Origin of the sequence: Amycolatopsis sp. NPDC049691, assembly GCF_040675005.1 — a bacterium.
In the GTDB taxonomy this organism is placed as follows: Bacteria; Actinomycetota; Actinomycetes; order Mycobacteriales; family Pseudonocardiaceae; genus Amycolatopsis.
In genome coordinates, this window is record NZ_JBFANX010000007.1 from 145684 (window position 1) to 166161 (window position 20478).

The 20478-nt window shown below is 72.8% G+C and carries 21 protein-coding genes and 1 pseudogene; 8 read left to right on the top strand and 14 right to left on the bottom strand.

Features of this window, described 5'->3' with window-relative positions; translation table 11 throughout:
• Window positions 1-8: 8 nt before the first annotated feature.
• Window positions 9-872, top strand: coding sequence for a LysE family transporter (locus AB0J40_RS18095; RefSeq protein ID WP_364454047.1), 864 nt, complete (start codon window positions 9-11; stop codon window positions 870-872).
• Window positions 873-923: 51 nt separating this feature from the next.
• Here the strand turns inward: AB0J40_RS18095 and AB0J40_RS18100 are convergent, their stop codons facing one another.
• A complete protein-coding gene (locus tag AB0J40_RS18100) occupies window positions 924-3383 on the bottom strand; it encodes a M14 family zinc carboxypeptidase (RefSeq protein ID WP_364454049.1) in 2460 nt (819 codons plus the stop codon).
• 210 nt (window positions 3384-3593) lie between these two features.
• Here AB0J40_RS18100 and AB0J40_RS18105 point away from each other — a divergent pair, with 210 nt between their 5' ends.
• Entirely contained in the window at window positions 3594-4244 is a 651-nt protein-coding gene (locus AB0J40_RS18105) for a DUF998 domain-containing protein (protein WP_364454051.1), read from the top strand.
• On the opposite strand, the gene AB0J40_RS18110 is transcribed toward AB0J40_RS18105, so the two are convergent.
• The gene (locus AB0J40_RS18110; protein WP_364454053.1) at window positions 4232-5089 is read right to left on the bottom strand and encodes a LysR family transcriptional regulator; all 858 of its coding nucleotides are present in this window, start codon (window positions 5087-5089) and stop codon (window positions 4232-4234) included. The genes AB0J40_RS18105 and AB0J40_RS18110 overlap by 13 nt on opposite strands.
• 68 nt (window positions 5090-5157) lie before the next feature.
• On the opposite strand from AB0J40_RS18110, the gene AB0J40_RS18115 reads away from it, so the two are divergent.
• Entirely contained in the window at window positions 5158-6129 is a 972-nt protein-coding gene (locus AB0J40_RS18115; protein WP_364454055.1) for an EamA family transporter, read from the top strand.
• 49 nt (window positions 6130-6178) lie between these two features.
• Here AB0J40_RS18115 and AB0J40_RS18120 read toward each other — a convergent pair.
• Window positions 6179-6544, bottom strand: a pseudogene (locus AB0J40_RS18120) (ester cyclase); the annotation flags it as partial.
• A gap of 74 nt (window positions 6545-6618) precedes the next feature.
• On the opposite strand from AB0J40_RS18120, the gene AB0J40_RS18125 reads away from it, so the two are divergent.
• On the top strand, window positions 6619-7923 hold the full coding sequence (locus AB0J40_RS18125) for a cytochrome P450 (protein ID WP_364454058.1): 1305 nt from the start codon (window positions 6619-6621) through the stop codon (window positions 7921-7923).
• A complete protein-coding gene (locus AB0J40_RS18130; protein WP_364454060.1) occupies window positions 7920-8561 on the top strand; it encodes a TetR/AcrR family transcriptional regulator C-terminal domain-containing protein in 642 nt (213 codons plus the stop codon). Before AB0J40_RS18125 ends, AB0J40_RS18130 begins: the two co-directional genes overlap by 4 nt.
• Before the next feature lies 1 nt (window position 8562).
• On the opposite strand, the gene AB0J40_RS18135 is transcribed toward AB0J40_RS18130, so the two are convergent.
• The 9 genes from AB0J40_RS18135 to AB0J40_RS18175 form a co-directional block, all read right to left on the bottom strand.
• Window positions 8563-8976, bottom strand: a complete 414-nt coding sequence (locus AB0J40_RS18135) for a hypothetical protein (protein ID WP_364454063.1) — start codon at window positions 8974-8976, stop codon at window positions 8563-8565.
• Between the two features lie 3 nt (window positions 8977-8979).
• Window positions 8980-9627: a GTP pyrophosphokinase family protein gene (locus AB0J40_RS18140; protein WP_364454066.1), complete on the bottom strand. Its 648-nt coding sequence runs from the start codon at window positions 9625-9627 to the stop codon at window positions 8980-8982.
• 155 nt (window positions 9628-9782) lie between these two features.
• A complete protein-coding gene (locus AB0J40_RS18145) occupies window positions 9783-11165 on the bottom strand; it encodes a hypothetical protein (protein ID WP_364454069.1) in 1383 nt (460 codons plus the stop codon).
• A gap of 173 nt (window positions 11166-11338) precedes the next feature.
• Window positions 11339-12214: an LLM class F420-dependent oxidoreductase gene (locus tag AB0J40_RS18150; RefSeq protein WP_364454072.1), complete on the bottom strand. Its 876-nt coding sequence runs from the start codon at window positions 12212-12214 to the stop codon at window positions 11339-11341.
• Between the two features lie 62 nt (window positions 12215-12276).
• Window positions 12277-13401, bottom strand: a complete 1125-nt coding sequence (locus tag AB0J40_RS18155; RefSeq protein WP_364454074.1) for an adenosylhomocysteinase — start codon at window positions 13399-13401, stop codon at window positions 12277-12279.
• Window positions 13402-13540: 139 nt separating this feature from the next.
• Entirely contained in the window at window positions 13541-13729 is a 189-nt protein-coding gene (locus AB0J40_RS18160) for an Imm8 family immunity protein (protein WP_364454743.1), read from the bottom strand.
• A gap of 37 nt (window positions 13730-13766) precedes the next feature.
• Complete coding sequence (locus AB0J40_RS18165) at window positions 13767-13898, bottom strand: hypothetical protein (RefSeq protein WP_364454077.1); 132 nt, start codon at window positions 13896-13898, stop codon at window positions 13767-13769.
• Window positions 13895-15175 carry an alpha/beta hydrolase gene (locus tag AB0J40_RS18170; RefSeq protein WP_364454080.1) on the bottom strand — a complete coding sequence of 427 codons (1281 nt, stop codon included), beginning with the start codon at window positions 15173-15175 and terminating at the stop codon, window positions 13895-13897. The genes AB0J40_RS18165 and AB0J40_RS18170 overlap by 4 nt, the downstream gene beginning before the upstream one ends.
• 77 nt (window positions 15176-15252) lie before the next feature.
• A complete protein-coding gene (locus tag AB0J40_RS18175) occupies window positions 15253-16026 on the bottom strand; it encodes a hypothetical protein (protein ID WP_364454083.1) in 774 nt (257 codons plus the stop codon).
• Between the two features lie 180 nt (window positions 16027-16206).
• Between AB0J40_RS18175 and AB0J40_RS18180 the strand changes: the two genes are divergently transcribed.
• Complete coding sequence (locus AB0J40_RS18180) at window positions 16207-16932, top strand: alpha/beta fold hydrolase (protein WP_364454085.1); 726 nt, start codon at window positions 16207-16209, stop codon at window positions 16930-16932.
• On the opposite strand, the gene AB0J40_RS18185 is transcribed toward AB0J40_RS18180, so the two are convergent.
• Window positions 16923-17918: a hypothetical protein gene (locus AB0J40_RS18185; protein WP_364454087.1), complete on the bottom strand. Its 996-nt coding sequence runs from the start codon at window positions 17916-17918 to the stop codon at window positions 16923-16925. The two genes, AB0J40_RS18180 and AB0J40_RS18185, sit on opposite strands and share 10 nt — an antisense overlap.
• A gap of 61 nt (window positions 17919-17979) precedes the next feature.
• Here AB0J40_RS18185 and AB0J40_RS18190 point away from each other — a divergent pair, with 61 nt between their 5' ends.
• Window positions 17980-18558: a TetR/AcrR family transcriptional regulator gene (locus AB0J40_RS18190; RefSeq protein WP_364454090.1), complete on the top strand. Its 579-nt coding sequence runs from the start codon at window positions 17980-17982 to the stop codon at window positions 18556-18558.
• On the opposite strand, the gene AB0J40_RS18195 is transcribed toward AB0J40_RS18190, so the two are convergent.
• Complete coding sequence (locus tag AB0J40_RS18195) at window positions 18534-19313, bottom strand: helix-turn-helix transcriptional regulator (protein WP_364454092.1); 780 nt, start codon at window positions 19311-19313, stop codon at window positions 18534-18536. The genes AB0J40_RS18190 and AB0J40_RS18195 overlap by 25 nt on opposite strands.
• A gap of 79 nt (window positions 19314-19392) precedes the next feature.
• On the opposite strand from AB0J40_RS18195, the gene AB0J40_RS18200 reads away from it, so the two are divergent.
• Complete coding sequence (locus tag AB0J40_RS18200) at window positions 19393-20466, top strand: zinc-binding alcohol dehydrogenase family protein (protein WP_364454095.1); 1074 nt, start codon at window positions 19393-19395, stop codon at window positions 20464-20466.
• The last annotated feature ends 12 nt before the right edge of the window (window positions 20467-20478 follow it).

Consider the following 20478-nt stretch of genomic DNA (forward strand, 5'->3'; position numbering starts at 1 on the left):
TGTCCGCTGTGAACGCCGCCGCCACGCTGGGAACCGTGCTGCTGGCCTACCTCCCGGCGGCGATCTCGCCGGGGCCGAACTTCCTGCTCATCGCGCACACGGCCGCGGCCGGGACGCGCCGGGCGGCGGTGGCGGTCGCGCTCGGGGTGGTCGCGGCGGGCGGGGTGCTGGCCGCCGTGGCGGTGTTCGGGCTGGGGAGCGTGCTGGCCCGGACACCCTGGCTGGCGACGGCGTTGCGCGTGCTCTGCGGCGGGTATCTGGCGTGGCTGGGCGTGCGGCTGTGGTGGCGGGCGCCGGCGCTGGCAACGGGTTCCGGCGCGCAAGACGACCCGCTCGCCGACAGCAGGCGGGGCCGGCCCCGCGAGCAAGACAACCCACTCCCCGACGACAATCGGAGCCGGCCCGGCGAGCAAGACGACCCGCTCGCCGACGACAGGCGGGGTCGGCCCGGCGCGCAAGACGACCCGCTCCCCGACGACAACCGGGACCGGCCCGGCGACCTGGAACCCGAGGCGCCACCGGCGCACCCCCGAGCCGCGGAACCCGCGAACACACTGCCGGACCAGCCCGGCGGCCGCGAGCGCGTGGCCCACTTCCGTCGGGGCGTGGTCAGCAACCTGACCAACCCCAAGGCCGCGGCGTTCTTCGGCAGCGTCCTCACCGCCGCCCTGCCGCCCACCGAACCCACCGCGGTCAAGGCCGCCGCGGTCGCGCTGATCGTCGTCGCGTCCACGGCGTGGCACCTGAGCGTGGCGCTGCTGTTCTCCTCCCCCGCCACCCGGCGCTGGTACGCCCGCGCGAAACCGGCCCTCGACCGCGTCGTGGGCACGATCCTCGTCGCACTGGGCGCGACCCTCGCCGTAACGCCGTGAAGGCCTCCCCGCCGCAGCGAGGAGGCCTTCACCAGGCGACCGTGAACCGATCTACCGGACGCCGCCCGAAGCGCGCTGCTTCTGAGCGTGCGCGGAACGGGTGCAGACCTCACCGACGTCGACCGTCTGGCCGCGGTCGACGAACACGTCCGCGACGCCCACGAGCTGGCCCTTCGGCGACGAACAGGTCAGCTGGTAGGCCTCCTTGGTCCCGTAGGTCGGCGGGATCGGCGACGCGAACGAGACGTCCCCGGTCCAGTCGTCGACCGCGTTCGGGTCGGCCTGGTCGTAGTTGACCACCACGGCCTTGTAGTCGCCGGCCGGCGGGTCGAACAGCACGGCGTGCTCGGACGTCGTGCCGCCGTTGGCCGACGAGCTGACCAGGTTGCCCGCCGCGTCGTAGACGAACAGGTCCCAGTCGGTCGCGGTGCTCGCCCAGTTGATGTTGACGCTGAACTTGCCGTTGTCCACCTTCGGCAGGCCGTCGACGTGGAAGGTGAAGCTCTCCGCCGTCGCGTCCGCCGGGTAGTTCTGGTTGATCGGCGGGACACCGGGCGGGTTGGCCACCGCGAAGCCCTGCTGCGCCGGGCCCTGCGGGTCGCGCCCGTAGCGGCCGGCCACGTACGGCCGGGTCGACGGGTTGACCGACCAGGCGAACCGCCCGCCGGTGGTGGTCAGCTTCGAGTTCAGGTCGTCGGTGATGTAGATCGGCGGCTTGGTGGAGCCGTCGGGCTGGATCACCGGCGACGTCGGCGTCTGGAACGTCTTGTGCAGCTTGAGCTGGTAGCCCTTCGGCGCCGAGCCGATCAGCGTCGAGTGCTGCTGCGGGTCGGCCGCGTTGCCCAGCATGTCCAGGAACGCCTGGCGGTTGCCGCCCTTGCCCGCCCCGGCCGCGGGGGCCAGGCCCTCGTACTCGGCCACGACGCTGTCGGCGTACGGCCCGTGGAAGCCGTTGCCGCCGACCTCGATGGTGAAGCCCCAGCCGCCGGTGGCCCAGTACGACCAGTCCTCGGTGGTGCCCGTGGTGTCGTACAGCGCCCAGCTGGGCTCGCTGACGTAGCCGTTGCGGGAGGCCAGCTTGTCGCCGAGCGCCTTGTAGGCCGGCTCCTCCAGCGGCGGGCGGACGTCCGCCACGCCCGGCGGGCGCAGCACGAGCGCCGCGACGGTGTGCATCGTCAGCAGGTTGGTCACCTGGCGCGAGGACACGATCGAGCGCACGTTGCGGACCTCGGGCTCGCTGAACGGCGCGGACCCGCGGAAGGTGTCGCCGCTCCAGGCGATCTCGGCGCCGTTGCCGCCCCAGAACCCGCCGTAGTTGCGGTTCGGGTCGGTGCCGCGCAGGCGGCCGGCCGGGTTGGCCTTGCACACTCCGGTGGAGTACTGCGCCGGCGAGTCGTTGACGTTGCAGTTCTTCCGCTTCATTTCGTAGTCGAACCGGGTGAAGTCACCCTTGGGCTCGGCTTCGCGGGAGATCTCGAACCCGTCCGGGTTGATGATCGGCACGACGATGTTGCGGGTCTTGCCGACCAGGCTGCGGATCGCGTTGTCGCGGGAGTAGCCGTTGATCAGCTCGTACGCCCACTCCATGACGTGCTCGCCCGCCGGCCACTCCCGCGCGTGGTGCACGCCCATGGTGAAGTTGACCGGCTTGCCGTCGGTGACGTTCTTGACGTCGGTGGCGATCTCGATCCCGACGACGTCGCGGCCTTCCCACGTCGGCTCGGGCATGGTGAACGCCGAGACCAGGCCCGGGTTCTTGCGGGCCAGCTCCTTCATTTCGTAGTTGTAGTCGTAGAGGTGCCGGTAGCTCGTGCTCCCGGACGGCAGCGCCGAGGCGGCCGTGGTCGCGGCGTACTGGCGGTCGGTCTTCGCGTCCTGCACGGACTTGGCCGACAGATCGGCTTCGATGACCTTCGACTTGAACCCGCTGTTCTTGAGCGTCTGGCGGTCCGCGTCGTCGGCGAGGACGACCTCGACCCCGGTCGCGTCGCCCTTCTCCGTGACGTCGAGGCCGAGCGCGGTCAGCTTGTTCTTGTCGGCGCGCGTCGGCGTCTCGACGCGGACCAGCTGCGCCTTCTGCACGGTGGTCGGCGTGCCCTGCGGCGTGAGCGCGAGGAAGTCGACGCCGAGCTGGGCCTGGCCGGCCGGGCCGCCGTAGCGGCAGCCCTGGACGACGAGCTCCTGGCCCTTCTTCACGAAGCTTTCGGCGAGTTCGTGGGTGCGCAACGCCGTGGAGGCGGCGACCACCGCGCCCGTCGCCTTGTCGAACACGGCGACGTCCCAGTCGCCTTCGGTGCCGGGGACCGGCTTCAGCCGGGCCTGCACCAGTCCGTCCACAGTGGACGTGAGCTCGCGGCGATCGACGCCCGCGGTGCCCTTGGGCTGCACTTTCGCGAAGCACGAGCGTGGTACCGACTTGTCGGCACGCAGGATGTTCTGGGCCGCGCCGGCGGTACCGGCCGGTAACGCGACGAACGCCGCCGCCAGCGCCACGACCGAAGCCGCCAGCACCAGTCTTCTTGGTGAATTCCCCACAGGCAAAGACCTCCTTGACCGAGGCCGGCACAGCACGGACGTACCGGTAGCGAGTGACCGTAATGGACGAAAACCGGCTACGGTAACCGCCGTAAGTCGTACAGCCTTCACCCCGCTCTCACACCATCGGCCGCCCGAAAGGACATTTCACCGGGAGTTCAACCGGCGCTCGGCTACTGTCGGTTCATGGTCACGGTCCCTGCGCGACGGACGTCGCTCGCGGTCTCGCTGAGCGGCATCGCCGCCCTCGTGGTCGGCGCCGCGCTCGTGCTGCTGCTGCAGGTCATCCCGCCGACCGACGAGATCAGCGCGACCCGCCGCACGATCAGCGAATACGGCCTGTCCGACCACAAGTGGGTGTTCGACCTCGCGGTGATCCTGGTGGCGCTGGGCTCGGCGGCGGGGCTCGCCGTCCTGCACAGCCAGCGGCGGCTGCCCGTGCCCGCCGCCCTGCTGGGGACACTGTGGACGGTCGGGTTGCTGGTCATCGTCGCTTTCCCCAAGCCGGACTGGGCGACGGTTTCGCGCGCGGACTTCGGCGGCACGCTGCACCGGATCGCCAGCGTGGTGGCGTTCGTCGCGCTCCCGCTCGCGGTGCTGGTCGCGGCCCGCACGGCGTTCCCGGACTCCGCCGGCCGCCGGTGGCTGGCCCGGGTACTGGCGATGGCGTCCCTGGGCTGGTTCGCGGTGATCCTGGGCGCGGTCGTGGTGGCCGCGGTCGACGGCGGCCGCTGGTGGACGCTCATCCCGCTCGGCCTGGTCGAACGCGGGATGGCGCTGACCGAGCTGATCGCGCTGGGTGTCCTGCTCGCTCCGGCGCGCACTCAGCCGCGGTAGAGCTCCGTCAGCAGGGCGGCGGCCAGGTGCGTCGCCGGGTGCGCGTCGTGGTGGCGCCAGATCAGCCGGACCGGCACCGGGTCCGCGTCGCGCAGCGGCCGGTAGCGGATGCCGTCGCGCCGGTACTGCGCCGCCGTCGCCTCCGGGGTGACGCCGACGCAGCGGCCGGTCGCGATCGCCGCCAGCCAGTCGTCGATGTCGTGGGTGTACTCCACCGCCGGCCGGGCGCCTTCGGGCCACAGGTCCGGGGTCGTGGTGCCGGTGCGCCGGTCGACGACGAGCGTCCGCTCCGCCAGCTCGGCGAACCGGATCGCGCGGCGCCGCGCCCACGGGTCGTCCGAGGCGAGCGCGACGCACCGGCGTTCGCGGCCGACGAGCGCGTGGCTGTAGCGGCGCGTGTCGACGGCGGTGCGCACGACGGCCAGGTCGCAGCGGCCCTCGGCGAGCCCGCCGGTCGCGGTGTTGGTCCGGACGAGCTGCAGCTCGACGTCCGGGTACCGGTCGTGCCAGCGCCGCTGGAACTCGGCGGTGTGCTTGCCCAGCGCCGACCACGCGTGCCCCAGCCGCAGCCGCGTGTGGCCGGTCGTGACCTCGTGGACCAGCGTTTCGGCGTCGGCCAGCAGGAGCCGGGCCCTGGCGAGGACCGTGACGCCGTCCGTGGTCGGCTCGACGCTCCGGCTGGTGCGGTGCAGCAGCCGGACGCCGAGGATCCCCTCCAAGGCGAGCAGCGTCCGCGACACCGTCGCCTGGGAGACGCCGAGTTCGATCGCGGCGTCGGTGAAGCTCCCGCTGTCGACGACCGCGACGAAGTGCCGCAGGTGGCGCAGCTCCAGCGAACCATCCATACGTCCAGCGTATAGCCGACGTGTCGGATGCATTTTGCGTATGCGCCGGCGGGGCCGATAGTCGAGGCATGACAAGCGAAAGGCGCTGGCGCGGCGCGGTGCTGATGACGGGCAGCGGGCTGTCCAACCAGGTGGGGGCGTCGGTCGCGGCCCTGGCCTTCCCCCAGCTCGGGCCGGCCGGCGTCGTCGCCGTCCGCCAGTGGGTCGCGGCCGTGGTGCTGCTCGCGACCGCGCGGCCGCGCCTGCGCGCGTTCACCGCCGCCCAGTGGCGGCTCGTGCTGGCACTGGCGCTGGTGTTCGGGACGATGAACCTCTCGCTCTACAGCGCGGTCGACCGGGTCGGCCTCGGCTTGGCCGTCACGCTGGAGTTCCTCGGTCCGCTCACCGTCGCCCTGGCCGGGTCGCGGCGGCGGGGCGACCTGCTGGGCGCGCTGGCCGCGGCGGCCGCCGTGGTGGTGCTGGTGCGGCCCCGGCCGAGCACGGACTACCTCGGCATCGGCCTGGCACTGCTCGCCGCCGGATGCTGGGCGAGCTACATCCTGCTCAACCGCGCGGTCGGCGCGCGCATCCCCGGTGTCGCGGGCTCCGCGGCCGCCGCGGGCGTGTCGGGGCTCGCGTACGTGCCGGTCGGCGTCTTCGCGATGATCACGCACCGGCCCGACCTCGGCGCGGTGCTCGCGGCGGTGACCGCCGGCGTCCTGTCGTCGGCCGTGCCGATGCTGGCCGACCTGCTGACGCTGCGCCGGGTCCCGGCCTCGGTGTTCGGCACGGTGATGAGCGTCAACCCGGTCCTGGCGGCGCTCGTCGGGTGGGTCGTGCTCGGCCAGCGCCTCGACGCGCCGGCGTGGGCGGCGATCGCGGTGATCGTCGCGGTCAACGTGCTGGCGGTGCTCAGCCGGCCCGCAGCACCGGTTCCGTCGTCTCCGTCAGCCGCGGGTCCGGCTTCTCCCCCGCCATCGCCAGGAAGCCCCGTGCCACCCGCAGCAGCAGCGGCCAGTTCTTCGGGTTCTTCTTGTCCACCCCGCCGATCAGCTGCTTGAGCATCGACAGCGTGTCGAAGTAGATGCGCTCGCAGACGAGGTTCTCCTCGGCGTCGAACACGAAGTACGCGGTCATGCGGACGCGGAAGCGGGATCCGGTCGCCGGGATCGCGCCGAGCGGGCCGAGGTGCGTGCCCAGCAGCCAGAACTCGACCACGACCGCGTCGGCGCTGTGGCGCAACGCGATCAGCTCGTGGTGCTGGTCGGGGAACGCGGTGCGCGTGTCGTGGTAGTAGCCGCGGACGGCGCCGTCGCCGTCGTGCACGGTCATCGTCGCGACGACCTCGTAGTGCGGGTGCGGGAACGTCGAGAGGGTCGCGTCCCAGTCCTGGGCGACCTCGTCGCGGAAGTGGTCGAGCACGAGCTTCTGCCGCGCCGCCAGGACTTCCGGGCCGGGGATGTCGAACTCGCTCATCGCGCTCCTTGAATCTACGATGTAGGTAATCGACGATAACCTACACTGTAGGCACGCCGATGGAAGGGGACGCCGTGCTCGAAGGAACCCTCGCCCGCGCCAAGCCGGTGATCAGGTGGGGTCTGGGCCACGCACTCCCCCGGACCGTGCTGCGCCGCGAAGCCCGGCGCGGCGACCTGCAGGGGCGAATGGTGGTCGCCGCGGCCGAAGGGCGCGACCTCACCGGCCTGTTCGAGGAGATCCGCGCGGCGGGCCCGCTCGCCCGCACCCGCTTCGGCTGGATGACCACCACGCACGCCGCCGTCCGGGAAGTGCTCTCCAGCGACGACTTCCGCGTGGGCGTCATCGGCTCCGACGGCTCGCCGCTCGGCAGGCTCGTCGAGTGGTCGGCGGGCGAGCACCTGCACCCGGTGCGGCCGCCGTCGCTGCTCGCCGTCAACCCGCCCGAGCACACGCGGTACCGCAAGCTCGTCACCGGCGTGTTCACCGTGCGCGCGGTCGAGCAGCTGCGCGGCCGCGTCCAGGAGATCGCGGACGGCCTGCTCGACGCGCTGGACCCGAGCCGCCCGCTCGACCTCGTCGAGTCCTACTGCGGGCTGCTCCCGGTGACGGTGATCAGCGAAATCCTCGGCGTCCCGCCGTCGGACCTCGGCAAGGTGCTGTCGCTGGGGGCGGCCGCGGCGCCCAGCCTCGACCTCGGCCTGGGCTGGCGCACGTTCCGCGACGTCGAGACCGCGCTGGCGGAGTTCGACGCCTGGCTGGGCGAACACCTCGACCACCTGCGCCGGCACCCGGGCCAGGACCTGTTCAGCAAGCTCGTCGCGGCCCGCGACGAGGGTGTCGGCCTCACCGAGACCGAGCTCAAGTCGACCGCGGGCCTGGTGCTGGCGGCCGGGTTCGAGACGACGGTCAACCTGCTCGGCAGCGGGATCGCCCTGCTGGCGGGCGATCCCGGGCAGCTCGCGGTGCTGCGCGAGCGGCCGGAGCTGTGGGGCAACGCCGTCGAGGAGGTCCTGCGGTACGACCCGCCGGTCCTGCTGACCGGGCGCCTGGCGACGCGGGCCACCGAGGTCGCGGGCGTTCCGCTGCCGCGCGGGGCGCTGGTGACCACCGTGCTGGCCGGCGCGAACCGCGACCCCGGCGTGTTCGCCGACCCCGGCACGTTCGACGTCACGCGGGACGGTGCGCGCGACCACGTGTCGTTCGGCGCCGGGCGCCACCACTGCCTGGGGGCGTCGCTGGCGCGGATGGAGGGCGAGATCGGGTTGCGCACGATCTTCGACCGGTTCCCCGGGCTGCGCGTGCTGCCGGGTGGCCGGCGCCGCGACACGCGGATCCTGCGCGGCTACGAGGTCCTGCCCGCGGTGCTCACGCCGTGACGGGCCGGCGCGGGCGGCCGCCCAAGGAGGCCGGCGGCCTGTCGCGGGAGCGGATCCTGCGGGAGGCGCTCGCGCTCGTCGACGAAGAGGGTCTCGAAGCGGTGAGCATGCGGAAGCTCGCGCGGCGGCTGGGCGTCGACCCGATGAGCCTGTACAACCACGTCGACGGCAAGGACGCCCTGCTGGACGGCGTCGCCGAGGTGCTGCTGGCGGCGATCCCGGCGCCGGTTCCCGGCGGGGGCTTGCGGGAGACGATGTCCGGCCTGGCGCACGGGTTCCGGGACGCGATGCTCGGCCACCCGCGGGCGGCGCCGCTCGTGCTGACCCGGCAGCTGGCGTCGATGACCGCGCTGGCGCCGGTGGAGGCCGTCCTCGGCCCGCTGCTCGCGGCGGGCTATCCGCCGGAGCGCGCGGTGCACGGGTTGCGCGCGGTGCTGGCGTTCCTGATCGGAACGCTGATGCGGGAGGTCGACGCGGCCCCGACGTTCAGCGCGACCGCCTCCCCGGGCCGGCTCGCCGAGCTGACCGGATCCGGGCTCCCGGCCGTGTCGGCGGCGGCGCCGTACCTGGCGGTGTGCGACCACGAAGCGGAGTTCGAGTTCGGGCTGGGCATCCTGCTCGACGCGCTGGCTCCGTGAGTCAGCGGCCGTCCGGGATGCCGAGCTCGGCGCGGAAGGTCTCCCGGAGCCCGTGGATGACGGCCGACAGCCGCAGCGACGCCGTTTCGAAGCCGTCGAGCGACTCGCGGGCCGCCGTCGACGTCTCGAGCAGGGCGTCGACCGCGTCCGCGGCGGCGGTGCGCATCCGTTCGGTTCCGACGAGCTTGATCTCGGCGAGCTGGTCGCTCATCCGGGTCACCGCGTCGTGAAGCCGGCTCACGGTGGCATCGGCGGCCTGCCCGTCCCGGCGGGCTTCGCGCCAGGAGTCGACGGCCAGCTCGCGCCAGGCGTTGAGGGTGATGAGGAAGTCCACGGCGATGGCGAGCCGCTTCTCCCGCCAGGCCAGCCTGTCCTCGAGGATCGGCACCCAGACCGAGACCTGACCGTTCGGCACGCCTCAGCGGATCCGCTCGTGCAGCGCGGCCATGCGGGCGTCGAGGTCGGCGGCTGTGCGGGCCGCGGCGGCGAGTTCGCCCGCGAAGTCGTCCGGCACTCGGTCGGCGTACTTGTAGGACAGCTTGTGCTCGACGGCCGCCCAGAAGTCCATCGCGATGGTGCGCAGCTGCACCTCGACCTTGACTTTTTCGACGCGGTCGGACAGGAACACCGGGATCCGGACGATCAGGTGCAGGCTGCGGTAGCCGTTGGGTTTCGGCCGGGCGATGTAGTCCTTGGTACGCAACAGCTCGACGTCGTCCTGCGCGGTGAGCATCCGGGCGACCTCGTGCACGTCGGAGACGAACGGGCAGACGACGCGGATGCCGGCGATGTCGTCGAGGACGTGCGCGGCGGCCACCCAGTCGTCGCCCAGCCCGCGGCGGCGGACCTTCTCCTTGATGGCTTCCGGCCGCTTGACCCGGCTGGTGATGTGCTCGATCGGATCGTGCTGGTGGACGAAGTCGAATTCCTCGCTGAGGATCCGCAGTTTCGTCATCAGCTCTTCGATGGCGAACTTGTACATCAGCAGGAACCGCGGGAGCTGCCCGGCGACGGCGAGCTCGTCGGCGGCCTCCCGCAGATCGTCGGCCGCCGGATCGGTGGTCACTGAAGCCTCGTGCTGTCGTCGGTCGTCTGGGCGCGCTCCAGGTTACTGCGCTTCGATCGGTGAACGAACGGCGGTGGGCCGGAGTTCCCGCCGGTCACCGGATCGTGCGACGGAGGGCGTGCACCGGCCCGCCACCGGTGCACACCCTCCTGGTCTCACTTGCCGGCGGTGGCGGACTCGCTTTCGGTAGCGGTCGCGGTACCGGTGGCGGCCGCAGTGCCGGTGGCGGTTGCGGTGCCTTCCTGGTTGCCGGCGGCGACGCACTTTTCGGCGACCGCGACGGCGGCTGCCTGCTCGGCGGCCTTCTTGTTCTTGCCCTTGGCCTTGTGCTGGCCGTTGCCGTTCTGGGCGGTGGCCGTGCCCTGCTGGTCGGCGGTGGCGGCGGAATCGGCCGTGGCCTTGGCGACGCAGTCGAGGACGGTGGCGCAGTTCTGGCCGGCGGCCGCGTTCTGGGCGGCTTCGCCCTGCTGGGCGGCCATGCCGTTTTGGTCGGCCGCGCCGTTCTCGTTGGCCTTGCCGTTCTCGTCGGCCATGCCTTGCTGGTTCGCCATGCCGTTCTGGTCGGCCATGCCGTTCTGGTCGGCCGCACCCTGCTGGTTGGCCATGCCCTGCTGGTTGGCCATACCGTTCTGATCGGCCATGCCGTTCTGGTCGGCCGCACCCTGCTGGTTGGCCATGCCCTGCTGGTTGGCCATACCGTTCTGATCGGCCATGCCGTTCTGCTTGGCCGCGCCGTTTTGCTTGGCTGCGCCGTTCTGGTCGGCCATTCCGTTTTCGGCGGCCATGCCGTTGGCGTCGGCGGCCCCCGCGGCCTGGGCCACGCACTGCTCGACCACGCCGCAGGCCTGAGCGGCCGCTGCATCCTGGGCGGCGGCGTCCTGCTCGGCCTTGGCGTTCTTCCCGGCGGCCTTGTTCTTCTGCTTGGCCTTGCCGTCGCCGGCGGCGGCCGCGCCCTGGTCGGCGGCCTCCTGCTGGTCGGCCTCGCCGTTCGCGGCGGCCATGCCGTTCTCGTCCGCCGCACCGTTCGCTGCGGCCATGCCGTTTTGGTCGGCCGCGCCGTTCGCAGCGGCGATACCGCCGGCCTCACCATTTCCGGCGGCCATGCCGTTCTCGTCCGCCGCGCCCTTCCCGGCGGCCTTGCCCTGCCGCGCGGCCTTCCCGGCCTTACCGGCGCCCTTGGCTTCCGCCGCCTTCTCGCCTTCCCGGGCGACCGCCGCACACTGGGCCGCCACCGCGTTCGCCGCCACCGCGCCGCCGCAGCCCGCTGCCGCCCGGCGTTGCTGGATCTGGTTCACCACCGCCTGGCGGTTGGCTATCCTCGCCGCCGACTGCGCGTCCGGTGCGGCCTGCTGGCCCGCGATGAACGTCAGGTTGTTCTGCAGCGCCGTGTCCAGGCCGCCGCAGCTTTCCGTGGCCGCGTTGCTCGCCGGGCCGCTGAGCGCGATCGCCGTCGCGGTCGCCCCCGCGACTCCCAGCAGCGCGACCAGCCCGATCGTCGCCGGTTTGCGGTGTCGTCCGGTACTGCGTGCGTGGGGCATCGAGCCCCTCCTCTCTGGTCGCCACCTCACCACGGCACACGGCGCCGCGCCGGGAACGGTTCACCACAAGAGGAAAACAACCCACAGGAGTCCACAGTGGACACACGGAAGCGGCCGGCGGTCCACCGGCCGCTTCCTGACTACCAGAGCCCGGGTTATCCGGAGGTAAAGCTTCAGCCCAGCGAAGCCAACTGCGACACGGCCGGGGCCATTCCCTCGATCCACGCGGCGGGCGAGCCGGTCGTCGGTGTGACGATCGCCTGCTGGATCCCGAGCTTCGCGTAGTCCGCCATGGCGCGGACGAAGTCGTCGCGGGTCTCCGGCGTCGGACGCGGGTTGTTGGCCAGGACCGTCTTGCGGATCGCGTCGTAGTCGCGGCCGGCGTCGTCGCAGTGGCGGCGCAGCACGTCCAGCTTGTGCTCCACATCCGAAGGCGAAGATGCGAACAGGTTGCACGCGTCGCCGTACTGCGCGACGAGCCGCAGCGTCTTGCGCTCCCCACTGCCGCCGATGAGCACCTTCGGCCTGCTGATCGGCTGGGGCGAGCAGAGCGTCTCGGCGAGCTGGTAGTACTTGCCGTCGAACGGCCCGTTGGCCGCCGGGTCCCACATTTGCCCGCAGATCCGCAGCGTCTCCTCCAGCCGTTCGAACCGCTCGGCGACCGGCGGGAACGGCACGCCCATCCCCCGGTGCTCGCGCTCGTACCAGGCCGCGCCGATGCCCAGCGCGGCCCGGCCGCCCGAGAGGACGTCCAGGGTGGTGACGATCTTCGCGAGCAGGCCGGGGTGCCGGTAGGTGACGCCGGTGACGAGCAGGCCGAGCTCGATCCGGGACGTGTGCGCGGCGAGGAAGCCCAGGGTCGTGTAGCCCTCCAGCATGTTCGACTCGGCGGGCAGGCCGGTGGGCTCGATCTGGAAGTAGTGGTCCATGAAGGACAGCCAGGTCGCCCCGGCCTCCTCCGCCGCGGCGCCCACGCGGGCGAGCTCGCCGGCGATGGCGGTGGTCCCGCCGTCGATGTCGAAGATGGGGAGGTGGAAACCGAGTTCCATGGAACGTGCTCCTGACGTGTGGTCGGCGTGTCCTCACGCTAGAGGCTGGAGCGCGCTCCAGGTCAAGCCAGCGTGGCCACCAGGTCCGTGGCGATCCGGTGCTCGATCGGGGCCGGCACCGGCTGGGCGCCGGCGGTGAGCCCGCCCGCGGCCACCGCCGCCAGGCTGCGGACCTGCAGGGTGAGCCCGAGGTCCATCGCCTGGACGGAATTCCCGTTCGCGGCGGTCAGGTTCAGCATCCGGCCGCGGTCGAGGACGACGATCTCGCGGCCGTCCGCCAGTACGTGACCCACTCGGCGCCCCGGCGCGCCGTACTCGACCGTGCGGACCGTCGCCTTCCACAGCGCCGCCGCGTCGATTTCCCACGCGAAGTGCCCGACTCCGGCGATCAGGGCGCCGTCGGGCAGGGCCGTCAGCTCGGCCGCGCCGACGACACCCGGGGCACCCGTCGCCGTGAAGACCGCTTGCGCGTCGGACACCACGTCGACGGACGAGCCGACCCGGTGACCGTCCAAAATGGCCTGCAGCGCCCGCATCGGGTCGGTGTCGCACACCGCGACGCGCGCGCCGAGCCGCGCCAGGGTGTCCGCGACGCCCTTGCCGCACGGCCCGTAGCCGAGCACCGCCGCGCGCATCCCGGGCACCATCAGGTTGGTGGCGTTGAGGAAGCCCTGCACGACGCTCTGGCCGACGCCGAACTCGTTCTCCACCAGCAGCTTCAGCCGCGAGTCGTTGATCACGACCACCGGGTGGCGCACGGACGCCTCGCGCAGCCGCAGGCCGCCGGTGGTGGTCTCTTCGGTGCCCCCGAGGTAGCCCGCGGGTGTGCCGGCCGCCAGCAGCGACAACGTCAGGTCGGCGCCGTTGTCGAGCGTGAGGTCCGGCTCGCACTCGAGCACCGCGGCGACGTTGCGGGCGTGGTCGGCCTCGTCGTCGGCACGGCGGGTGTGCACGGCCACCCCGAGCTCCCGGAGCGCGGCGGCGACGTCGTCGTGGGTGGTGCCGGGCGAGCCGGTCAAGGTGACCTCGACGCCGGCGCGGGCCAGCAACGTGACCAGGGCCGCCGTCTTGGGCTCGACGTGCAGGCACATTGCCAGCCGCCGCCCGGTGAGCACGGGCGCGGCCTCTTCGACGGCGGCAGCGGTCAGCGGCATGTGCTTAAGCGCCCAGCGCGTGCTGGAAGACATGGTTTCCTTGCGGTTGACGAAAAAGAGGGATCCGGACGCGGAATCCGTCAACCGTAGAAGTCGCAGCGGTACGAGTGATCGCCGAAGATCGCCCGTCCGCTCATGCCTGCACGCTACCGCACGACTTGACGTGGACCGGTCAGGGCCGGTAGTCCTCGAATTCCCAGAGGCCGTAGCGGCTGAGCTTCGTGGCGACCTCGGTCCAGTCCGCGCCGGTGCAGCGGGCGACGAGCCGCTCGAAGTACGCCACCAGCGCGGGCCAGTCGAACCGGTCGACGATCACGTGGTGGCGGCCCGAGATCGGCCCGCCGCGCGCCTGCTCGGCCAGCCACCCGGGGCTGCAGACCTCGAAGTCGAACGACTCTTCACCGCGCTCCCCCCGCGGGCCCGGCGATCAGCTGGACCAGGAACACGAAGCGCTCCGGGTCCTCCGGAACGTAGGTCTCCGGGTCGATGTCCGGGGTGAGCAGCCAGCGGATCTCGGCGCGCGCGGTCATCCCGTCAGTGTGCCGGTATCCAGGAACCGCGCCACCTCGGCCGGATCACCGGTGCCCGTGGTCACCGGGACACCCGCCGCTCGCAGGTGGTCGGCGAACTCGGCCGATTTCCGGCCGCCGGCGAGCAGGAACGGTGGCGCGCCCACACCCGCGTACGTCAGCGGGCTCGCCGAGCGCACCGTCGCCGGCGAACGGCCCAAAGCCAGCAGCACCGACGCCCGGGTGAGCGGGTCCAGGCCGGCCAGGTCGAAGTCCGCCGGGGCGTCGAGCGCGGCGACCGCGCGGACCTCCGGCTTCCCGGCCACGCCCAGCAGCGCGGCCAGCGTGCCGCCCGTTCCCGTGCCCACGGCCGTGATCCGCGCCGGGTCGAGGTTCAACGCCGCCGCGTTGGCCGTGAGGAACCGGACCGCGCAGCGGGCGTCCTCCAGCGGTGCCGGCCACCGCGCGGCGGGCGCGAGGCGGTAGTCGATCGAGGCCACGGCGAACCCGCGTGCTGTCAGCGCGTCGCGCAGCGGAACCAGCCGCGAGCCGGCCAGCAGCGCGCCCGGGCCGGACGGCCGGCGGTTGCCGGCGACGAACCCGCCGCCGTGCAGGAAGAGTGCCACCGGAGCGGCGGTGCGGGCGGCCGGGCGCGTGAGGTCCATGGCGAGCGGGATGCCGTCGGGACGGCAGTACTCGACGGTGCTGCCGTCCAGCAGCGCCGAGGCGGCCGTCCCGCCGATGCGGTCGCCGGCGGCGATCGTGCCCGCCACGCCGGCCGCGAGCACCACCAGCAGCACGGGGAACAGCAGGATCCACGCCGTCACGCGGCGCGGCAGCGAGGGCCGCGGGTGCGCGCGCCGCCGCGCCACGACCAGGAACCCGAACACGGCGACGACCTGCAGCGCGGCCGCGACGTAGTCGGTGAAGCCGACGACGGTGTCCGCGGGCTGCCACGGGTCGAACCGGGTCAGCAGCCCGAGCGGTCGGCTCGCGACCCACAGCGCGAGGCCGCCGGCGGCGACGAACGCGCCGCAGTGGACGGTCTTGCGGGTCGGCCACCCGAGGACCGCGACGAAGGCGAGCGCCTCGACGGCGGCGACCAGGGCGAACAACATCGCGTAGAACTGCCAGATCCGCCAGAGCGCGGGCACCGAGGCGGCCGGGATCAGGGCACCGCCGAGCGCGGCGAACGCGGCGGTGACCAGCACCGGACCCCGCCTCAGCGGCGGCGGGACGGTATCGCGCGCGGCCGTCGGCGGGCGGCGTGTGCCGGGATACCCGTCGACGACCCTCATGGCGCCAGTGTCACCCCGGGCCGGGGTCCGCCGCCACGGATCGGGCGGCGAACCCCGCGAGCGCGGCGTCGCCGAGGCTACTTGCGCGACGCCGTGTAGTTCCGGAACAGCAGGTAGGTGTCGAGGATGTCGGACGACGCGCTTTCGACCGAGCGGTAGATCCCCCACTTCGGCCGCACGTAGTCGCCCTGGTCGGGGATGTTCACGTTCGTCATGCTGCCCTGCGCCGCGACCGGCGCGCCCGAGCCCGTGCCGTTGCGGATGACGCACGCCGCCTTGCCCTTCGACCCCGGCGTGAACGTCCACTCGATGGTGATCCACTTGTTCCGCAGCGGCGCCAGGTCCGTGGCCGCGATGCTCGGCGAACCCGAGTTGGCGTACGCGCGGGCGTTGAGCATTTCCTTGCCGCCACTGCGGGTCAGGTCGAGCGTCACCCACGGGCCGCCGTTGGTCGACGGCGTCTTGGTCTGGAAGATGTGGGTGAACTTGCTGGTCCCGTGCAGCGTGCTCGGGATGTACATCTCGTAGGACAGCGTCCAGGTTTCGCCGTTGTGCATCTTCAGCGTGGTGCCGTTCTGCACCATGCCCTTGGTCTCGGTGCGCTGGCGGTCGCCGCCGCCGGTGGTGTCGCGGTCGTCCTTCCAGATGTTGAAGCGGTAGTGGTCGCCTTCGACGACGACGTACTTGCGGTCCGGGTGGTGGTTTCCGCGGTCGGCTTCGATGCCTTCGAAGGCCTTGAGCCCGTCGGTGGCCGGGTCGGGGTGCCACAGCGGGGCGGCGTGCGCGACGGGGCTGAACAGGATCGGGAGGGCGAGAGCGGCGACGGCGAGGGCCGTCCTGCGGGGGAACATCGTCGGTGTGTCCTTCCTGACGAAGTGGTCGGCAGGGGTGCACATCGGTCGGCGGACGGACCCGGCGTGACCGGGCTGGACATCCGATGTCTGGCGCGACGAAGTTAGCGCCATCCGGTGGTCTTTGGCAAGATGCTCGCCTTCTTGGTCGGCGATTCATCTGATGGATAAGCTGGTTGCATGCCGCACTTCCGAGGGCACGACGGCCTGGAGCTCAGCTACCGCGACCTCGGCGCGGGCCGGCCGCTGGTGCTGTTCCACGGCCTCACCGGCTCGGGCCGCGACTGGCTCGGCCCGGCCGAGGTCCTCGCCGCGCACGGGCACCGCGTGCTCCTGCCCGACCTGCGCGGTCACGGCGCGAGCGCCGGTCCGCACGACCCGGCCGCCTACCCGCCGGACGTCCTCGCCGACGACGGTTTCGCGCTGCTGGAGCAGCTCGGGCTCGACGACTACGACCTGGGCGGCTATTCGTTCGGCGGCCGGGTGGTGCTGCGCCTGCTGGCCCGCGGCGCCCGCCCGGGCCGCGCGATCATCGCCGGCCAGAGCCTCGACGCCGTCCGGCGCGCGACCTCGCGGACCGGGGTCTACCACCGGGCGTTGGCCACGTTGATCGACGGCGGCCCGGTGGCGCCCGGGTCACCGGCGTACTGGATCCGGCAGGCCGGCGGCGACCCGGTCGCACTGCTTCACGTCCTGGACACGCACGTCCCGACGACCGGCCTCGACCGGATCACGACGCCGACGCTGGTCGTGGTGGGCGAGGAAGACCACAACCACGCGACGGCGGACGCTCTGGCCGCGGCCCTGCCGGACGGCCGCTTCGCCAAGGTGCCGGGCGACCACTACACGGCGATGTCGAGCCCGGAGCTGACCACGGCGATGGTGGAGTTCCTGGCTCAGGCGTAGCACTCGGCCAAGGCGCCGAACGCCGCCTTCGGTTCCCACGGCACGTTTCCGTAGGTCTCGCCGCTCCCCTGCTCCAGCACCTTCACCACGCCCCAGCTCGCCATGTCCAGGTCCACCGCGGGATCGGCCCGGTGCACCAGCCCGTAGCACACGAACGTGCAGGCGAAAGCCGCGTCGACGCCCTCGGTCTCGAACACCTCCAGCAGTTCCCGGAAGTACCGCGCCTGCTCCTCTTCGTCGCGCACGTAGGCGCCGTTCAGCCGGACCGGCTCGTCGCCCTCGTACTCCAGGATCTCGCCGCAGCGGGCGCCGAGGTCGGCCGCGCCGCGGTAGGGCGTCACGCCGAACTCCGTGATCGCCACCGGTTTGCCCGAGGCCACCAGCGTGCGGACGCCCTCGCGGTACACGTGCTCGACCTCCTTCGACCGGTGCGCGTCCACCGAAACGATGTCGAACGGCGTCCAGTCCACCCGCTCCAGCGGCACCGACGCGTAGGTGACCCGGCCGCGAAACCGCACCCGGACCGCTTCGACCGCACGCGCCAGGAACGCGTTCACCCGCTCCGGAAGGCCCGCGATGAGCTCCCGCGACGCCATCAGCCCGGCCACCCGGGCGGTGAGGTCGTCGCCGGGCAGGAAGCCGTGGTTGAACAGGCTCAGCTCGGCCCCGGTGACGAACACGACCTCGGCGCCGTCCGCGCGGAGGCGTTCGGCCCGGGCGGCGCCGTCGGCCAGCAGCTCCAGGATCTCCTCCGGCCGCCGGTCCCAGGGGAACGGCGAGAACCACACCTCCAGCCCGAGCGCGGCCGCCTCCCGCGCGGCGTGCTCGATCCGGTCGAGGTCCGTGCCGATCAGCCGCACCGCCGTGCAGTGCAGGTCGTCGTGGATGATCGTCAGCTCGCGGCGGACCAGGTCCGGGTCGAACGGGCGGTTGAACCGCCCGCCGCGCGCCAAGCCCGTGTCGTAGCCGATGCCCTTGGCTCTCACTGCGCCTCCGTCGATTTAGGGTACGGTTCGTACCGTACCCTAAATTGCTACACTGCCGCACATGGCCGAGAAGACCCGCCGCCGCGGTGCGGAGCTCGAAGACGCGATCCTGCGCGCCGCCGCGGACGAGCTCGCCGAGGCCGGCTACCCGGGCCTGACGATGGAACGCGTCGCCCAGCGCGCCGGCACCAACAAGAACGCGATCTACCGCCGCTGGCCCAACCGCGCCGCGCTCGGCGTCGCCGCCTACCGGCACGTCGCCGAAGACCGGCTCACCCCGCCCGACACCGGCAACCTGCGCGACGACGCGCTGGCCCTGCTGCGCGCGATCAACTGCGGCCAGTCCTCCCCCGCCGCCCGGATCCTGCGCGGCCTCCTGACCGGCGTCGGCGACGAGCCCGAGCTCCGGCAGCAACTGCACGACCAGGCCGCCGAGGGCGGACCGAAGCCGTGGCTCACCATCCTCGACCGGGCCGTCGCCCGCGGCCAAGCGCGCCCCGGAGCCCGCACTCCGCGGGTCGCGACCGTCGCGCTCGTGCTGCTGCGCAACGAGTTCCTGACCCGCGGACTGACCACAGTGGACGACGCGGTGCTCGTCGAGATCGTCGACGAGGTCTACTTGCCGCTGGTGGGCGCGTAGATCGTCAAGCGCAGCGCCGGGTCCTCGGCGGCCTGGAAGGTCGCGTAGTCGAACTCCGTGGGCTCCGGGACGTACAGCGTCTTCCGGCCGGGCCCGCTCCGGCCGACGTCATGGCGGTCCCACCACCGCGCGAACTCCCGGCAGCCCGACCGCAGCCGCGCCGCCAGCCCGGTGAAGGCCGGGTCGCCGGCCCACAGGTCGTGCGCCGACCGGAACTGCGCCACGGCGTGCTCGGCCTGCGCCGCCCAGCCCGGGCCGAACAGCCGGCGGCCGCGCTCGTCGAGCAGCAGGAAGACCAGGACGTTCCGGTCCGCCTCCGGCAGTGCGCCGAAGTCGGCGAACAGCTCGGCCGCCGCACGGTTCCAGGCCAGCACGTCCCACCGGCGGCCCGTCACGTACGCCGGTTCGCTCAGGCCCTCGACGAGCCGGCGGGTGGCTGCCGGCACCCGCTCGCGGCCGAACGGGGTCCGGGCCGGGTTTCGCGCGAGGGCCCGCAGGTGGGCGCGCTCGGCGTCGTCCAGCCGCAGGGCGTCCCCGAGGGCTTCGACGGTCGCGGCCGACGGGCTGACCGTGCGGCCCTGCTCGAGCCGGATGTACCAGTCGACGCCGATGCCGGCCAGTTCGGCGACCTCTTCGCGGCGCAGCCCCGGCGTCCGGCGCCGGCGGCGGTCCGGCAGCCCGAGCGCCGCCGGGCTCAACCGTTCGCGCCGGGACCGCAGGAACTCCCCCAGCCCGGCCCGCGCCGCGTCGGGCATCGCGACCTCCGTGGCACTCGACAGTCCCAGGATAATACCAGGTCTGGCTAGCGCTCCCGATCTTTCCGACGATGGCGGGGTGAAAGCTGCTGTCCTCGAAGAATTCGGTAAACCCCTGTCGGTGTGCGAGGTCCCCGCGCCGGAGCTCGGTACCGGCGAAGTGCTGGTCGACGTCGTCGCGGCGGGCGTGCTGCCTTACGCGGCCGAGGTGTTCCGCGGCGAGCGGAACTACCTGCTGACGCTGCCGGTCGTGCCCGGCGCCGGCGCGGTCGGGCGGGTGCGCGCGACCGGCCCGGACGCGACCCGTCTCGAGCCCGGCGACTGGGTGCTGTGCGACCCCACCATCCGTTCCCGCGACGACGCGCTCACCCCGGATATCACGCTCCAAGGCCTGAGCGCCCGCGGCGACGGCGGCGTGTTCCTGCAACGCCGCTTCGGCCACGGCTCGTACGCCGAGCAGGTGCTCGTGCCGACGGAGAACGCGATCCCGCTCGGGCCGGTCGAACCCGCCGACGCCGGCCGGTGGGCCGCACTCACCGTCTGCCTCGTGCCCTACGGCGGCCTCCTGGCGGCCGACCTGAGGCCGGGCGAGACCGTGCTGGTCAGCGGCGCCACCGGGAACTTCGGCGGCGCGGCCGTAGCCGTCGCGCTCGCGATGGGCGCGGCGTGCGTGGTCGCGCCGGGCCGCAACGAGACCGCGTTGGCGGACCTCGAACGCCGGTTCGGCGCCCGCGTCCGGACCGTGCGGCTGACCGGCGACGACGACACGGAACGCCTGCGCCGGGCGGCACCCGGCCCGATCGACGTCGTCCTCGACCTGCTGCCGCCGTCGGCGGGCACCGCACCCGTGCGCGCGGCCGCCATGACGGTCCGCGAGTACGGCCGGGTGGTGCTGATGGGCGGCGTCGGCATGCTCGGCGGCGACGACCTCGCGCTGCCCTACCCGTGGCTCATGCGCAACAACATCACCCTGCGCGGCCAGTGGCTGGCCCCGCGGACGGCGAACGCGAGCCTGATCGCGCTCGCCCGCGCCGGCCTGCTGGACCTGGACCAGTTCGCCGTCACCGAGTTCGGGCTCGCCGACATCACCGCCGCCCTCGACCACGCGGCCGGCACGACGACGCGGTTCGCCCTCACGGTGGTGCGTCCCTGAGTAGCTTCGAAG

Coding starts and splice junctions, on each gene's coding strand:
- AB0J40_RS18105 (WP_364454051.1), top strand. CDS start 3,594: ATGGTCACGGTCCCTGCGCGACGGACGTCGCTCGCGGTCTCGCTGAGC.
- AB0J40_RS18110 (WP_364454053.1), bottom strand. CDS start 5,089: ATGGATGGTTCGCTGGAGCTGCGCCACCTGCGGCACTTCGTCGCGGTC.
- AB0J40_RS18115 (WP_364454055.1), top strand. CDS start 5,158: ATGACAAGCGAAAGGCGCTGGCGCGGCGCGGTGCTGATGACGGGCAGC.
- AB0J40_RS18145 (WP_364454069.1), bottom strand. CDS start 11,165: ATGCCCCACGCACGCAGTACCGGACGACACCGCAAACCGGCGACGATC.
- AB0J40_RS18150 (WP_364454072.1), bottom strand. CDS start 12,214: ATGGAACTCGGTTTCCACCTCCCCATCTTCGACATCGACGGCGGGACC.
- AB0J40_RS18155 (WP_364454074.1), bottom strand. CDS start 13,401: ATGTCTTCCAGCACGCGCTGGGCGCTTAAGCACATGCCGCTGACCGCT.
- AB0J40_RS18165 (WP_364454077.1), bottom strand. CDS start 13,898: ATGACCGCGCGCGCCGAGATCCGCTGGCTGCTCACCCCGGACATCGAC.
- AB0J40_RS18170 (WP_364454080.1), bottom strand. CDS start 15,175: ATGAGGGTCGTCGACGGGTATCCCGGCACACGCCGCCCGCCGACGGCC.
- AB0J40_RS18175 (WP_364454083.1), bottom strand. CDS start 16,026: ATGTTCCCCCGCAGGACGGCCCTCGCCGTCGCCGCTCTCGCCCTCCCG.
- AB0J40_RS18180 (WP_364454085.1), top strand. CDS start 16,207: ATGCCGCACTTCCGAGGGCACGACGGCCTGGAGCTCAGCTACCGCGAC.
- AB0J40_RS18190 (WP_364454090.1), top strand. CDS start 17,980: ATGGCCGAGAAGACCCGCCGCCGCGGTGCGGAGCTCGAAGACGCGATC.
- AB0J40_RS18195 (WP_364454092.1), bottom strand. CDS start 19,313: ATGCCCGACGCGGCGCGGGCCGGGCTGGGGGAGTTCCTGCGGTCCCGG.